Annotated in this window: 11 protein-coding genes; 4 read left to right on the top strand and 7 right to left on the bottom strand. The window is 28.5% G+C overall.

Annotation, left to right across the window (positions count from 1 at the left end; all coding sequences use genetic code 11):
- Positions 1 to 56: 56 nt before the first annotated feature.
- Complete coding sequence (locus U881_RS0104605) at positions 57 to 548, bottom strand: chemotaxis protein CheD (protein ID WP_024653435.1); 492 nt, start codon at positions 546 to 548, stop codon at positions 57 to 59.
- A gap of 260 nt (positions 549 to 808) precedes the next feature.
- Positions 809 to 1,744, bottom strand: coding sequence for a D-alanyl-D-alanine carboxypeptidase family protein (locus tag U881_RS10805; RefSeq protein WP_051374046.1), 936 nt, complete (start codon positions 1,742 to 1,744; stop codon positions 809 to 811).
- 79 nt (positions 1,745 to 1,823) lie between these two features.
- On the opposite strand from U881_RS10805, the gene U881_RS0104615 reads away from it, so the two are divergent.
- Entirely contained in the window at positions 1,824 to 3,326 is a 1,503-nt protein-coding gene (locus U881_RS0104615; RefSeq protein WP_024653436.1) for a lactate permease LctP family transporter, read from the top strand.
- A gap of 211 nt (positions 3,327 to 3,537) precedes the next feature.
- Positions 3,538 to 5,370 (top strand): integrin-binding adhesin P66 family protein, encoded by a 1,833-nt coding sequence (locus tag U881_RS0104620; RefSeq protein ID WP_024653437.1) that lies wholly within the window; start codon positions 3,538 to 3,540, stop codon positions 5,368 to 5,370.
- Positions 5,371 to 5,513: 143 nt separating this feature from the next.
- Here the strand turns inward: U881_RS0104620 and U881_RS0104625 are convergent, their stop codons facing one another.
- The 4 genes from U881_RS0104625 to U881_RS0104640 are packed head-to-tail and all read right to left on the bottom strand — an operon-like array spanning position 5,514 to position 10,550.
- Positions 5,514 to 6,263: a J domain-containing protein gene (locus tag U881_RS0104625; RefSeq protein ID WP_024653438.1), complete on the bottom strand. Its 750-nt coding sequence runs from the start codon at positions 6,261 to 6,263 to the stop codon at positions 5,514 to 5,516.
- A gap of 26 nt (positions 6,264 to 6,289) precedes the next feature.
- Complete coding sequence (gene glyA / locus U881_RS0104630; protein WP_024653439.1) at positions 6,290 to 7,543, bottom strand: serine hydroxymethyltransferase; 1,254 nt, start codon at positions 7,541 to 7,543, stop codon at positions 6,290 to 6,292.
- Positions 7,533 to 9,086, bottom strand: a complete 1,554-nt coding sequence (locus tag U881_RS0104635) for a DNA-binding protein (RefSeq protein WP_024653440.1) — start codon at positions 9,084 to 9,086, stop codon at positions 7,533 to 7,535. Before U881_RS0104635 ends, glyA begins: the two co-directional genes overlap by 11 nt.
- Before the next feature lie 3 nt (positions 9,087 to 9,089).
- Positions 9,090 to 10,550 (bottom strand): cysteine--tRNA ligase, encoded by a 1,461-nt coding sequence (locus tag U881_RS0104640; RefSeq protein WP_024653441.1) that lies wholly within the window; start codon positions 10,548 to 10,550, stop codon positions 9,090 to 9,092.
- A gap of 202 nt (positions 10,551 to 10,752) precedes the next feature.
- Between U881_RS0104640 and murB the strand changes: the two genes are divergently transcribed.
- Complete coding sequence (gene murB / locus U881_RS0104645; RefSeq protein WP_024653442.1) at positions 10,753 to 11,670, top strand: UDP-N-acetylmuramate dehydrogenase; 918 nt, start codon at positions 10,753 to 10,755, stop codon at positions 11,668 to 11,670.
- Between the two features lies 1 nt (position 11,671).
- On the opposite strand, the gene U881_RS0104650 is transcribed toward murB, so the two are convergent.
- A complete protein-coding gene (locus U881_RS0104650; protein WP_024653443.1) occupies positions 11,672 to 13,870 on the bottom strand; it encodes a methyl-accepting chemotaxis protein in 2,199 nt (732 codons plus the stop codon).
- Between the two features lie 199 nt (positions 13,871 to 14,069).
- On the opposite strand from U881_RS0104650, the gene U881_RS0104655 reads away from it, so the two are divergent.
- Positions 14,070 to 16,286: a methyl-accepting chemotaxis protein gene (locus U881_RS0104655; RefSeq protein ID WP_024653444.1), complete on the top strand. Its 2,217-nt coding sequence runs from the start codon at positions 14,070 to 14,072 to the stop codon at positions 16,284 to 16,286.
- Position 16,287 lies beyond the last annotated feature (1 nt).

The raw sequence follows: 16,287 nt of genomic DNA on the forward strand, positions 1-16,287 counted from the left end.
AAATAAAAAAAAATATCAAAATTAATATGTAAGTTTACTTTGTTCATACAAAAAAACTAAAAAACTCTAACACCATCTGGATATTCAACAACAACCTTAAAATTTTCAGGATAAGCAAAAATCTTTCTGGATTTAGACTGAGCAAAATCCTGAGCCAAAATTGGAATACCATGCTTAGTCAAGGCATCAACTGCAAATGATGAATTCTCAGCACCCACCTGCATCATCCCACTGGCCATAAAATTAGCACCTCCAAAAAGCTTAGCTTTAAGATTACTCTTTGATGCGCCATTTTGCATCATAGCATCAATTAACATAGGAATAGCATAAACACCATATCTACCCCTTTTATCATGATCTACAGCCGAATCGGATTTCACAAGTACATAATGATTTGCACCTATAAGTTTACGCAATCCATCATAAAGCACAACAGAAACACAAGATCCAAGTATCGTAGATATAACCCTATCATTTGATACAAAAGCCTCACCTGGAACTATGATTGTAACATCTCTCTTCAATTTAAAATTAAAATGATTTAACATAAAATTAATTACTCTCTTTAAAAATTTTTATAAAACCACATAATTACCATCAAATGGTCTGGTCTAGCTCTTAAACACAATTAAACAAATAAATTTAGAATTTAGAATATAAAAACATGCAAAAATCAGTCCTCCAAATCTTTCATTAGTTTTAAATGTAGCATTTAATAATTTTCATGCTAGATCTTATTATTAAATCATTATCTCTTGAAAAGATATTCCAAATCTATTTTAAAGAAAAAACAATTCATAGCTTTTCATTATAGCTCCTTTCCTTTACTTTTGCCAATGCAAATAGAGTTAGAATAATTACTAAATCCATACTCAAATAATTTTTGTGCAATCAATGCACGTCTCTTCTTTCCAGCATTATCAACGCCCTTATCAACTCCCAAGATCACTGATATTAGTCTTACATTACCTTTTTTAGCTGTAGCAACCAAATTTAAACCAGATGTCCCAATATAACCTGTTTTTAATCCGTCAGCATAAGGATAATTAAATATCAAAATATTTTTATTCTCGTGTTTAAAATTTAACAACTTTGAAAAAGAAGTACTGCCTAAATTTTCAGGTTTTGGATAAACAAAATCCTTAAGAGAATGTATCTTAAGCATAAATTCAAATTTATCTATGTAAATTTTTGCAAATAATGCCATTTCTAATGCCGTAATTTTATTGTCCTTACTATAACCCGATGTATCAACAAAATTTGTATTGACAAATCCCAATTTTAAAATATTGCTATTCATTAAATTAATAAAATTGCTTAAATCTTTGCCAGCTATAAATTCAGCAATTGCAATAGCAGCATCATTACCCGAAGAAATTATAAGGCCTTTAAGCAATTCTTTAAAAGTTACTTTATGGCCTTCTTCCAAAAACATCAATGAAGAATCCAAAGGCAAATTATAATACGATGCAGAACTACTAATAGGGACAATGGTATTTAAATCCATATTTTTCTTTTGCAGCGCAACTAAAGCAGTATAAATAGTAACAAGCTTAGTAAGTGATGCTGGAGGAAAAACCAAATTTGGATTTTTAGAATAAATAATACATTCGGTATTATAATCAAGCAAAACAACCGACTTAACATTTGATGTTATTTTTTCAACTTCTAACAAATTCAATGAAAATAATTCATGCGCACCAAATAAAATAAAAATACCTAGAATAATCGAAATAACTTTCATACAATAAACATTGTATATTATTGTATGAAAATTTGTTATAAAATAAATGGTAAATATAAAAAGGAGCTCACATCTTATTATGAACTTATACGATTTCATTAAAGCCTTAATTCCAATTATAATGATTATCATCGGACTTGGAATAATAAAAAAACCAGCCTGTTATGTAATACCAATATGTTTAATAGCCACTATAATAATAGTCTTATTTGACAAAAATCTAGGTATAGCCAATACGGGCCTTGCAATCCTTGAAGGAACAATAATGGGAATATGGCCAATAATTATTGTAATAATAGCTGCTATATTCACATATAAAATGACTGAAAGTCAAGATGACATGAAAATTATAAAAGCAATGTTATCAAATGTATCTTCCGATAGGCGAATAATCGTTTTGCTTGTAACATGGGGATTTGGCAACTTCTTAGAAGGAGTTGCAGGATATGGAACTGCTGTTGCAATTCCTGTATCAATATTAATAGCAATGGGATTTGAACCATTTTTTGCATGTCTTTTATGTTTAATCATGGACACATCCTCAACTGCCTATGGTTCGGTAGGAATTCCGATAATATCTCTAGCACAAGCAACAGGATTAGACGTTAAGATGTTATCATACGACATCTCTTTACAATTAATAGTTCCAACACTTTTGATACCATTTATATTAGTCATTCTTGTAGGAGACGGAATTAAAAGCCTTAAAGGAGGAATGTTTATACTCACACTCCTATCTGGCGCATCGATTGCAATATCACAAGTTTATGTTTCAAAAATCCTAGGCCCAGAACTTCCTGCAATAATTGGCAGCATACCGGCAATGGCAATAACAATAATTTATGCAAAATTCTTTGACAAAACAAATACAAATTGCAATAAAATAAAAGTATCGGCAATGCAAGGATTTCTTGCATGCATGCCTTATATTTTAATAGTATCACTCATAATAATTGTCTCCCCGCTTTTTCATGGAATAAATAAATATCTCTCAGGCTTTAAAACAATTATTACAATTTATCCAGAAGCAAATCCAATACAGTTTAAATGGTTAACCTCACCAGGTCCTATAATTATTCTTGCAACGATAATATCTTATTCAATAAGAGGTGTTCCTATAATTAATCAAGCAAAAATATTCCTACTTACAATAAAAAAATTGGCACTCTCTTCATTTGTAATCATTTGCATAGTATCAATATCAAGACTAATGACACATAGTGGTATGATCAAAGATCTTGCAGACGGAATATCAACACTTACAGGTACATTATACCCATTATTTAGCCCATTAATTGGCGCGCTTGGAACCTTTTTAACAGGAAGTGATACCGTTTCAAATGTTCTATTTGGACCACTACAAACACAAATTGCAACAAATATTGACGTCAATCCATACTGGCTATCAGCTGCAAATACAACAGGAGCAACAGGAGGTAAAATGATCTCACCTCAAAACATCACAATAGCAACAACAACTGCAGGACTGATTGGACAAGAAGGAAAATTACTATCTAAAACCATTGTATATGCCATTGGATACATTGTGATATCAGGCTTATTAGTTTATTTTTTATTGTAAACAAATAATAAATCTAAATATTTAATAGATATTAATAAATAAGACTAACAATTAACTTGTTGGTCTTATTTAAAGATAATCTATATACAACCTAAAATCACTTGAATTTTTATCTAAGAATTAATATCATAAAATCATCAACACCTAAAAAATATGTAATTATTAAAGCTTCTAACGAAGTCGCAAATCTTATAACAAAGGAGATATCACAATGAAAAGAACAATAACAAAAGTTCTCATAATGCTATTAAGTAATATAATGATCTTTGCAGCAGATAATGATACTAACGATACGGGCAATGCAACTATAAATAATAATAACAACACAAACTCAGGAATTCCCATTAAATTAACATTTGCCAATAGCAGCCAATTTAGATTTGATATGGATGAATTAGTTCCTGGTTTGGAAAACAAACTTGATTTAAGCATCAATATTACACCATTTATAACTACAAAAGAAGTGGGCAAAAATGATCCCTTATCGGGTTACGTTAAGATAGAAGACTTAACCTTAAAAGCTAAAGGACGAAATGATGCTCCAATACAATTTCATGTAGAAAACATCATAGCACAAATTAATATGTATGATTTTTACCTTAAATTGGAATCAATGACTGATTTCAATTTTAATCAAGAATCATTATTTAGTTTTGCACCAATGAGTAAAATTTCAAGCAAATATTACGGTTTTCCAAGTAATGACGATGCTACAAGAAGAACAATTCTTGCACGAAGTACAGCAAAAAAAATAGGTACACTTCAATTTGGATACAATCTCCCATCACAATTAGAAGTGATACTATCAATTGGAGCAACAGGAACAGGAAACAGAAATAATACAAAAAATAATGATGATTCTGATGAGGATAAAAAAAAGAAAGACGAAGCTCCTTATAACAATACTTACAAAGGCATGCTATATGGAACCCAAGTTACATGGACGCCAATAAAAAACGAACTAACACAATATAACTCAAACGTTATTGTAGAAACTCCACTTGAAATAAATTTTGGAATATCAGGAGCAATTGGAAATTCAACATTCAATAATTCATCAATAACATATGGACTTAAAGATGAATCTATTATCAATTCGGATCTTGTAAGCCCAACTTTATCAAACGCATCCATAATCACTTCCATTGGACTTCTTTACAAGATTGGCCTTACAAAAATCAATGATAAAAACGCTTATCTGGTACTAAAAGCCGGTTCTGATTTTGGAATAGACCCATTTGCAAGCGATTTTTCTATACTTGGACACATATCTAAAAAAGCAAATACAAATAATAATCAATTCGACCCAACAACCAATGCTCTTAACTTTAATAAACAGCAAAGCACAAATTTTGCATTCTCTATGGGAGCTGGTATAGGTTTAGCTTGGAATACAGATGACGGAGAAAAAGAATCGTGGTCAATTAGTGGAAAAAAATCTTATAATAAACGAATATTTGGATCACAAGACAAAAAATCCGGTATTGGACTTGGAATTACCTATGGAAAAAATTTATATAAGCCTAAATCTACAAACACATTATTGCAAGACATTGCCACAAAATCATTCCAAACATTTAATGCCGAGCTTTCAACTTATGAAGATGGCAAAAAAGGTATTATTCCCGGTCTTGGATGGATAGCTTCAATAGGAATTTATGATCTCTTAAGAGAAAAACCTAAATCAGATAACATAATAGCAGTTTTCAAACAAAGCACTGCTACCACTACCAACACTAATGCCGCTACTACTAATTCCAATACTCCATTTATCGGAGCAACTCAATTAGGAGCCGCATTATACATTGACTACGCAATACCTTTAGAATCCATATCATCAAAGACATATATCACTCCATATATGGGTACTCACATATTACAATCTCTTTATGAGCCAAATCACAATCTATATCTAAAAGCTGGGATAGAATTTGAAAACCTTATTAAGTTAACAAAAATAACTATTGGATGGGATTCAAACAATATTCTTTCATCTCAAGATCAAAAGGGAAGTGTATTTATTACAGTCAAAATAGCTATCTAATAATTACTTATAAATAAATAAAATAAGAAATAAGAAAATAGACACAAAATTGTTTAAAGAGCAGATTTGCTCTTTAAACAATTTTACATATAACATTAACATTCAAATGATTATATAAATTGCTATATTTAAGCAACTAATTTTTATTTTAAATTTCTTTCTTTAGAGATTCTCTCATAAGCATCCTGAATCTTAATAAATTTTTCACTTGCCTCTTTTTGTTTAATAGGATCATTTGCAAATTTATCTGGATGGTATTTTATAACCAATTTTTTATAGGCTCTCTTTATATCATCATCACTAGCATCATACTTTAAACCTAATATTTCATAAGGATTAACAATCTTTATATTAACATTTTTATAAGAATCATGACTTTCAAAATCAAGTTCAAGAAATGAAATAACATATAGAATAAATTTATCACCTTCTGGATTCTTATACCGAGCCAAATTATTGATTTCTTTCAAAACGGAAACAAGCCATACAAAAAGATCTTTATGTTGAAAATATCCAAGTTTCAGCGTATACAATATCTTATCTGCATTCCTGTTCTGTGTCACATAAAAATGAAATATATTATAAAGTTCACTCTTATGTCTCTCAGATAAATTTAATGAAGTAATTATAAAATTAATATAATTTAATTGCTCACCAGTCATCGATCCCAAAATAGAAATCAACTTAGCCATCAATAAAAATGACAATTTATAAAACTCAAATTCCCTTGACTTAGAATAAAAATAATCCCTTGTTGTATATACCCTAAACCCACCTAAAATACTAGAAATCACAAAAAATATAAAAAATATAAAAAATATACTTAAAATAAAAGGACTAAAAATTAAAATAAATGGTAACAACAAAAAGATAATCTGAAACAAATTAGACACTTAAATAAACAACCTACAAATTAAAATCAGGGCATATCAAAACTAGTAATAAACTTTATAACTTCTTGTTTTATCTTCTTAAGTTCATCAACAGATTTCGTCTTTAAAGCTCTAATAATAAAATGAGCCACTTTAATAGAATCATCTCTCTTTAAGCCTCGTGAAGTAATAGCAGGAGCACCAATTCGAATTCCAGACGCCACAGAAGGATTTTGAGAATCAAAAGGAATTGCATTTTTATTAAGTATAATATTCACACTCTCAAGAACCTTTTCAGCATCAGCTCCCGTAATACCCAAATTACCAAGATCAACTAAAAACAAATGATTATCTGTACCACCACTAACTATTCTAAAACCTTCTGACATAAAGTACTCAGCCATCGCTTTGGTATTCTCTATAACCCTAGAAATATAATCTTTAAAGTCTGTCTTTAATGCTTCTCTGAAAGCCACTGCTTTACCTGCAACAACATGCATTAAAGGTCCACCCTGAGTTCCAGGAAAAACGCAAGAGTTAACAGCTGCTTCCAATGTTCTCTCCCTATTATTATAATTGACCATCATATCAAATTCTCTACCTGCAAGAATCAAGCCTCCTCTAGGCCCTCTTAAAGTTTTATGAGTAGTGCTTGTAGTTAAATGTGCAACATCAATAGGAGAATTATGAAAACCCGTAGCAATAAGACCTGCTGTATGAGCAATATCACATAAAAGATAAGCTGAAACTTCATCTGCTATTTCACGAAATTTTTTAAAATCAATTTCCCTTGAATAAGAAGATGCACCAGCAATTATCAAATTTGGCCTACACTCTTTAGCTATTCTTTTAACATCATCATAATCAATCATCTCAGATTCCCTTGAAACACCATAAGAATATGCATCAAAAAACATACCAGAAAAACTAACCTTACTACCATGTGTCAAATGACCACCATGTGATAATTCCATCCCAAGAATTCTATCTCCAGGTTTAATAAGTGACATTATAGCAGCCATATTAGCTTGCGAACCACTATGAGGCTGCACATTGGCATAACTTGCACCAAACAACTCCATAGCTCGTGATATAGCCAAATTTTCAATATCATCAACAACAAAACATCCACCATAGTATCTTCTTGCAGGATACCCCTCGGCATATTTATTGGTCAAAATACTTCCAACAGCCTGCCTTACATCTGATGAGACAAAATTTTCCGAAGCAATCAACTCAATATTTTCTCTCTCTCTTTTAGCTTCCCTCTCAATTAAATCAAACAGAACGCTATCTGTCATTATTATTTTCCTCCAAAGTAATTTTATAATCCAAAGAATAATTATTCTTTGTTAAACTTTTATATTTAAACAATAGCAAATCAATATATTCATCAAATAATGAATTTCCATCATAATCTTCTCTATATCCATAATGAATATAATTTTCTGACATATTCAAAAAATAATTAGAGCTATCTTTAAATAATACTGCATTTACTATATCAAAATAAATAAAACCAATACGCTCTAAGAAAAATTCACACCAAATATGTTTCCGAAGACTAGAAGATGAATTATCAAAATAAAATCCAATAGCATTTCTTAAAGGTATATTATGTCGCAAAAACAATAAATTTGTAAGCAAAATCAAATTATCAACTGAAATTTTTTTCATCTTAATAGACTCATCCAAAGTCAAATCATTATCTACAAGTGTAAAATGTGATACCAAAGCATCAATAATAGATTTTGCCAACTCATAAGCTGAATCTTTATTATTGACATTCAAATTAATTGAATTTAAATCAAGTAAATCATAAGACAAATAATGATTCCTTTTATCTAAAACATAAGTTTTAAATTCAGGTATATCAACATCTGTATTTACCTTAATATCCTTCAAGACTTTTACATCAAAGATGTCTAAATTCAATTGAAAAGTCTCAACTTCAAATTTGAAATTATATTTATTTGATTTTAAATTTTTAAAAAATAAATTATCCACATCCAATAAGGTTCCATTATTATATGAAGATTGAATTTTTTGTCTTTCATTTTCAACTGGACTTAAATAAAAAACATTAAAATTAATGTCACCTAATGTTACATTAGAATTAGCATTTTTGTCCTTTAAAAAATAAATTTCATGTGCTATTTTAAAATTTCTGCCCTTCTTCAAATTCCATGAAAAAAAATTTTCCTCAAACTTAAAAGAAAGTTTATTGCTCCTAAGTCCATCAACAACCACAAAGACTTCTCCACCAATATGCAAAGTTTTAGGAGGAATAAATTGTATTTCCCCTTCAGTAAAATTCAATATATCTTTAGTAGGAACCTTATAAAGTTCATGTTTAGTCTGAATAAATATTTCAATGCTATTAGAATCTGATATTAAATTTTCACCTCTCAATACAACAGGAATATTGGTCATTAAAACCAAATTTTGTGCAGAAAAAAGAAAAGGACTATCTCCTCTCTCAAGTTTTATTGGAACTTGTCTACTAATAACAAGAAAAAGCTCATTACTAATACCTTGATCATTTTTTACAAAAACAAGACCCGAATTAATTTCATTTGTAATTTTAAAAACTACTTTTTCATTACTCCAACTAATAATACTACTTTTCATTAAATAATAATCATTAATATTAATCTCCCCAACCTTATCACCCAAATTACGTCCTTTAATTATAATCACATCTTCATGAGAAGCAGGCATCGGTGAGATTTCATAAATTGTAGGCTTTAGATAAAATAAAAATCCAGAAAAAATAAATAAGCTCAAAAAAATTAAAAAAACAAAACTTAAAATGAAATATTGCCCCTTAATAAATACTGCCAAAAACTACCCTCTTTTAACTTTAGTACCCTCTTCAGTATCAATTAATATAAAACCTTGAGAACGACAATATTCTCTAATCTCATCAGCACGTTTAAAGTCTTTTCTTAATTTGGCAAGTCGTCTCTCTTCAATCAAAGAATTAATAGCATCATCAACAATTACGCTCTTCCTATTTTCAATTTCTCTTAAAATTTCTTCTCTTAAGTTTAGAGATAAAACCTCATCAAATTTAAATGCAAGTCTAAGTTTTACAAGAGCATCTAAACTATCATCTCGCAAAATATCCCAAAGCAAAGCCAATACTTGAGGAATATTTAAATCAAAAGCTATTTTTTCTAAAAAACTATTGTAATATTGACTGTTCAACACAGAATCAAAATCAGAATCAATATCCACATCAATTTGATTAAGTAAATTAATGTCACATTGATTTAATGAAGAATAGTAAGATGCCAATTTAATGATCATATTTTCTCTAGCTACTTTGCAAGCTTTCAAATTATTAAATGTAAATTTCAGTTGTGTTCTATAATGTGCAGTTAAACAAAAATATCTAAAATCTAAAGGTAAAAAACCCTCATCTTCCAAATCTTTGATAGTAATAAAATTATTATTTGATTTTGACATTTTTTCATTTTCCATAATCAAAAACTCACTATGAACAAACGTGTCACACCAAATTTCACCCAAATAAGATTCTACTATAGCTATTTCATTTATATGATGAACTCCAATATGATCAATTCCTCCCAAATGGATATTGAGAGTATTTTTAAAATAATCCAGATTCATCGTTGCACATTCTAAATGCCAGCTTGGATAACCAAACCCCCAAGGAGAATCCCACTTCATCTCTTGATTTTTAAATTTTGAATTTGTAAACCATAAAACAAAATCTGATTTATTCCTTTTTGATAGATCCATCTCAACTCTGGAAATAGAATGTTCATCAGCATTATTCGGATTAATACCAGCCATCTGTCCGTAATTTTTAAAACGCGAAGTATCAAAATAAACATTACCATTTACAAAATAAGTAAATCCCTTTTGCTCAAGAATTCTAACCACCTCTATCATACTTGCAATATATTCACTTGCAATTAGTACTTTATCAGGACACACAATATTTAATTTTCTACAATCACAAAAAAAAGCTTTAGTAAAAAATTTGCCAATCTCATAAACCGTAAGACCTCTTTCTTTTGCAGCCTTTACTACCTTATCTTCTCCATCATCAAAATCACCCGTCAAGTGCCCAATATCTGTAATATTCATTGCATAATTAACATTATACCCAAACAACTTTAAAGACTTAATAAGAAGATCTTCAAAAATATAAGTCCTAAGGTTGCCTATATGGGCATAATTATAAACAGTAGGACCACAAGCATAAACCTTAGTTTCACTTAAATTTTTTATTTCAGACAAACGTTTTGTTTTTGTATTATACAATCTAATAAGCATATATACCGTAAAAAATTAATCCTAAAAATCAAAAATATTCTAACAAAATTAAAATTAACACAATCCCTATATAATTTATTATACAAGTCTATTATATTTAAAACAATTTAACAAATTTAGATAGCAATTGATACATATACATCAGATCTCAAATATAATCCTCATTTGAAAAAAGTAATAATCCAATATAAAATGAAAAAATATGTTAAAAAATACAAATAATTTTCTTACAAAGATCAATCTTCAGCCTCAAATGACAAATCTTGCCAATTACACAACTTATAAAATAGGAGGTATTTCTAAATTATTCTTAGCTCCCAAAACAATCAAAGATGCAGAACACATATTTAAAACAGCAATAGAAGAAAAAGTCAAAATATTTATCTTAGGAGGAGGTTCAAATCTGCTAATAAATGATGAGGGAGAAATTGATTTTCCCATTATTTATACTGGAAATCTAAATAAAATTGAAATACAAGACAATCAAATTACTGCAGAATGTGGAACCAAGTTTAACGATCTATGTAATTTTGCACTACAAAACGAATTAAGTGGATTAGAATTTATATATGGACTTCCTGGAACACTTGGAGGTGCAATTTGGATGAATGCCAGATGTTTTGGAAGTGAAATTTCTGAAATATTAGATAAAATTGTTTTTGTTGATGAGAATGGAAATCTTATATGCAAAAAATTTGATAAAAATGAGTTTGCATACAAAATTTCGCCCTTTCAAAATCGACATACTGTAATATTAAAAGCAACGCTAAATTTGAAGAGAGGTAATAAAAAACACATTGCAGAAATCATGAACCGGAATAAGCAAACTAGAATAGATAAAGGACATTACCTATTTCCAAGTAGTGGAAGCACATTTAAAAATAACAAAAATTTTTTGAAACCCACTGGACAAATAATTGAAGAATGCAATTTAAAAGGACTTCAAAGTGGAGGAGCAACAGTATCACATTACCATGGCAATTTTATTATTAACAATAATAATGCCAGCGCTCAAAATGTCAAAACCCTTATTGACAGAGTAAAAACCATAGTCAAAATAAACACAGGATTGTTACTTGAAGAAGAAGTACTATACATAGGATTTGATGACAAAAAATAAATTATATATCCCCAAATTCGCTAATTATATCCTCAATAACATTTTTCATCTTGGCAACCTTTTCCCTGCACTCATTAACCAAAATTATATGTTCACGCAAAGGTTCTAATGCATCAAAACTCATTTTAGAAACTTCAAATTCACTCAAATCACTATTTAAATTATGAAACTTACCACTAACAACAAAATAACTATTAAATATCTCTTTACACATATTCTTAGCGTCTTTAATCCTAATATCATGAGATAAATAGTGCTCTTTAAATTCAGCTATTTCTTTTACATGTTTAGCAAGAGTAACACTAATTCTCTCATGCTGCATAGAATTATTATTAATATTACCCTGAATATCAATAAAATCTTTATAAATAGAATCAATTCCTGAACTTATAACTGAAATAATATTATTAACCTTTTTAAGCTCATCTTTAATGGTTGTAGAATACTTGCCAGAATTAATAGCAAGTTTTCTAATTTCTTCTGCAACAACAGAAAAGCTTTTACCAGCATCCCCTGCTTTAGCTGCTTCAATAGCTGCATTCATTGCAAGCATATTAGTCTGAGCTGATATTAATACTAAAAGCTTATTTGCACTTTGAAGATTATTAGTTTGAGATAAAAGTTCAGAAAAATTTTTATTTACATTTTCAAAAACAGAATTAAGTTCAACAACTTTATCCTTTACACTATCAATACTTGTAGAGTTTAACATTACAACTTTATTAAAAACTTCTAAATTTTTATCTATTCCATAAAAAGCATTAGTATTCTCTTCAAATCTACAAGAAATGTCTAATATATTTTTATTATGCTCAGTAATTGGATTAGATATTGATTCAAAATCTTTTGAAATATTCATGATTGATTTTTCAAATTTAGAAAAAGCATCCCCTATTCCATCATAAGTAGCAAGACTATTACGTACCCTCTCCATGTTTTCTTCTGGTATACTCATTTCAGTTAGGTAATGTCTCAATTTTTGTACATAAGATTTAACATTATCAATGATATTATTAGTCTTGAAAAACAAATTTTCAAATTCAGCATTAATATGAGAAAAAATAAAAGACTTATATCCAACTTCTAAAGGAGAATCAAAATTTAAAATATCTTCTCTCCCCTTTTTATGCTCCATTAACACTTTAAAATCTCTAAAAAAGGGCAAAATAAAACCATTAAAGAGATAAAATACGATAAGATAAGCAAAAAATATAAAGCCTAAGAAAAATATTGCATTTGACTGAAATTGAAAAGGAATATAATTCATATTAAGAACAATACCCTGCACTCCATGCCCAGAAATCTGAGAAGTACTCAAAACATAAGAAGAGGTATCATGCGTTAAAATCTCTTTAGAAAGATTAGGATTATCTTTAACACGTTCTATCACACTACTAAGCACACTATTTGCATAATTTTCTGAAAAATTTTTAATATGCAAATCATCAAAATTTAACAATAAAGGCTGAAACTCTCTATCAACCATAAAAAACTCATAATTTTTATTGCTAAACTTAAGATAAGAACTAAATTGATTTGAAATATCAATAAACACATTGTCAAAACAAACAAAAAAACAGATTATACCTAATACCACATGATTATCATTAGTAACTGGCATACTTACAACAGAATAAAGCTTATTTTTAACTCTCTTATAACCTGAATAATATACATTACTCCCCTTTACAGGTACAGAATAAATTGGATTCTCAATAATGTTATTTATATCTAAGAATGAAAAATTTTTATTTGAAATTAAAACATTCTTTTCAACAGGAATATAAAAAACACCCTCTAAAGAATCAGCCTCAAGGGGAATATGTTGAAAAATTTTGCTTACAGCATTAAATCCTTTAGAACTCAAAAAAAGAGCAATACTCGTGTTTAAATCCATAAATCTTAAATCAATGCTTGAAACAAAATTATTTGACACCTCAAGCAGTACATTCAAAACATTATTATCATGAATTAAATTTTTTAAAACATTAACAGCAGCATCATATTTTTTCTTTATTTGAAAATTCACATTACGTGAAAAAAGTTTAAAATCAGTATCAACACGATCCAAATATGCATTTTTATAATTCAAATAAGCTTGACTTAAAAACACAAAACTAAAGCAAATAAAAATAAAAAGTATCAAACAGAGAAATAATCTAATATTTTTTATTTTAACATTTACCAAATTTTCATTCATAAAAGACATTCTCCAAAATTTAATCCCTAAAAATAAAGTTTCAAGCTACAATAACGAATTATAGTATAATATAAATAATTAATAAATATTCAAAAAAATATACATTTACTATCTAATATTATGTATATAATTATATAATAAAACATATATAATACTATGTTAGTTAAGACATTTTGTAAAAAGTTTTGTGAGGCCTTAAATGAAAAGAAATCATTCCAGTTCCACTCTCTTTTATAAATTTAATATTGTCATCGTAATTTACACAATAATTATTGCAATGACTATTTTTATATTACTAGATCGCGGATATAGAAAAATACTAACAAAAGAACTTCAAAATTTTACAAAATTTGTCAATAACATAATGATCAAAAGTTTCTCTAGAGATACAAGAAACATGTTAATAGCTATTGACAACTTTGCAAAATATCACAATCAAAATATAAACAAACCAAAAAATGAACGTTTCAAAAATATAATATCTCTTGAAGAGTTAAATGCATTCCCATCATATATAAAAATATTAGAATACGCAGATAAAAACGGAAAAATATTGTATTCAAGTGATGCGAGAAGACTTAATACTTACATAAGCTTACAAGAAATTGAAACGGCAAACAAAACAAACGGTTATCATACACTTACACTAAACCAAGATCTAATAATAATAAATAACAGATACTACATACCAATGTTATATCAACTTCCTCAACAAGAACAAAATGATCTATATGAAACAAACAATGAAAACATAAAATCAAAACAAGACATAAGAATAGATCATACTGGATACATTGTTTTGTATGTAGACATACTAGAACAAATTAAACAACTAAGAAACAATATATTTATGCTATTAGAGAGATCCCTACTAGATAAAAGCAATCACCACAAAAGCTCCCACTACTTTAATATATATGCAATTAACAATCAAGGAGACGTTTTTGGTGACAAAGACGAAGATACACTCAAGCCCATCAAATTATCAATCAATAATCTACTTAAAAACAACACAAACATGACAACTCCATTACTTAATGCAATAACTCAAAGAAAAAGCAACTATAATATTAGTCATAATAACAACATAATATCTATAACAAGACTTACATCTTCATCTTGGTATTTGGCAATACAAATGAATCATAACAATATATTTTCAAACGAACTTCACAACATCAAATTAATGTCAATATCAATAATAATCTTACTTGTAATAATATTCATATTAATTATGATAATTACAATCAGGAAACTAATAATATCAAAAATAGAAAAACTCAATGATATTATTCCAAAAGTTAAAGAAGGGGATTTAACTGTTAAAATTAGCTCGCAAGGAAAAGATTCAATCAGTGCAACCATAAATCACTTTGGATATTTCATTGAAAACTTAAAAAATGTAATAAATTCACTACAAGGCAGGGTAAAACTGTTAAAAGATAATGGTGATTTACTATTTAACGAAATAAATAAAGCCTATGATACAATAACAAACTCAAATAAATATATAGAAAAAACACAGGGAGAAATCGAAAAACAAGTTGAATTTATATCAAATACAACAAATACAATCGAAAACTTGTCTAAAAACATTGCATCACTTGACAACTCAATTGAAACCCAGGCTGCAAGTGTTGAAGAATCATCTTCAGCCATTGAAGAAATGATAGGAAGCATACAATCAGTTACAGAAATAACACAAAAAGCTGCAAAAAGCACAGAAGAACTTAAAGCCTTTTCTGATGATGGAAGAAAAAAACAAGAAGAAATTATCATGCAAATTAAAGATATTTATAAAAATTCAACAAGACTACAAGAAGCCAATGCATTAATATCGTCTATTGCTAGTCAAACAAACTTATTATCCATGAATGCCGCTATTGAGGCATCTCATGCTGGAGAAGCTGGCAAAGGTTTTGCAATTGTCGCAGAAGAGATAAAAGACCTTGCAGAACAAGTAACTTCACAATCAGAATCAGTTGCAGCATCAATAAATGAAATAATGGACTCCATCAATCAAACAGTAAAAACATCAGAACTAACAAATAAGGCTTTCAATCAAATATTTAATTCAATAAATCTAGTGGTCCAAGTTATAGAAGAAATAAATCATACCATGCAAGAACAATCAATTGGTAGCCAAGAAATTTTAAAAGCTCTAAACACAATGAGAGAAATAACATATGAAGTAAAAATAGGCTCAAATGAAATGTTTAGAGGAAATAAAGAAATAATCAATACAGTATCTGTCTTAGAAGAAATTAATATTACTGTTTCAAACTCAATGAAAGGACTCAAAGAAGAGATCAAAAAACTAATAGAAGCCATTGAAAGCATTAAAACCTTTGGAACAACAAACTCAAATCATATTACAGAAATCAGCACAGATACAAATCAATTTAAAACAAAATAAC

The sequence above is a fragment of the Borrelia persica No12 genome, from assembly GCF_000500045.1.
Taxonomy (GTDB): domain Bacteria; phylum Spirochaetota; class Spirochaetia; order Borreliales; family Borreliaceae; genus Borrelia; species Borrelia persica.

What these genes read in the sequence shown, in the direction of transcription:
- U881_RS0104605 (WP_024653435.1), bottom strand. Translation starts at nt 548, where the DNA reads ATGTTAAATCATTTTAATTTTAAATTGAAGAGAGATGTTACAATCATA.
- U881_RS10805 (WP_051374046.1), bottom strand. Translation starts at nt 1,744, where the DNA reads ATGAAAGTTATTTCGATTATTCTAGGTATTTTTATTTTATTTGGTGCG.
- U881_RS0104615 (WP_024653436.1), top strand. Translation starts at nt 1,824, where the DNA reads ATGAACTTATACGATTTCATTAAAGCCTTAATTCCAATTATAATGATT.
- U881_RS0104620 (WP_024653437.1), top strand. Translation starts at nt 3,538, where the DNA reads ATGAAAAGAACAATAACAAAAGTTCTCATAATGCTATTAAGTAATATA.
- glyA (WP_024653439.1), bottom strand. Translation starts at nt 7,543, where the DNA reads ATGACAGATAGCGTTCTGTTTGATTTAATTGAGAGGGAAGCTAAAAGA.
- U881_RS0104640 (WP_024653441.1), bottom strand. Translation starts at nt 10,550, where the DNA reads ATGCTTATTAGATTGTATAATACAAAAACAAAACGTTTGTCTGAAATA.
- murB (WP_024653442.1), top strand. Translation starts at nt 10,753, where the DNA reads ATGTTAAAAAATACAAATAATTTTCTTACAAAGATCAATCTTCAGCCT.
- U881_RS0104650 (WP_024653443.1), bottom strand. Translation starts at nt 13,870, where the DNA reads ATGAATGAAAATTTGGTAAATGTTAAAATAAAAAATATTAGATTATTT.
- U881_RS0104655 (WP_024653444.1), top strand. Translation starts at nt 14,070, where the DNA reads ATGAAAAGAAATCATTCCAGTTCCACTCTCTTTTATAAATTTAATATT.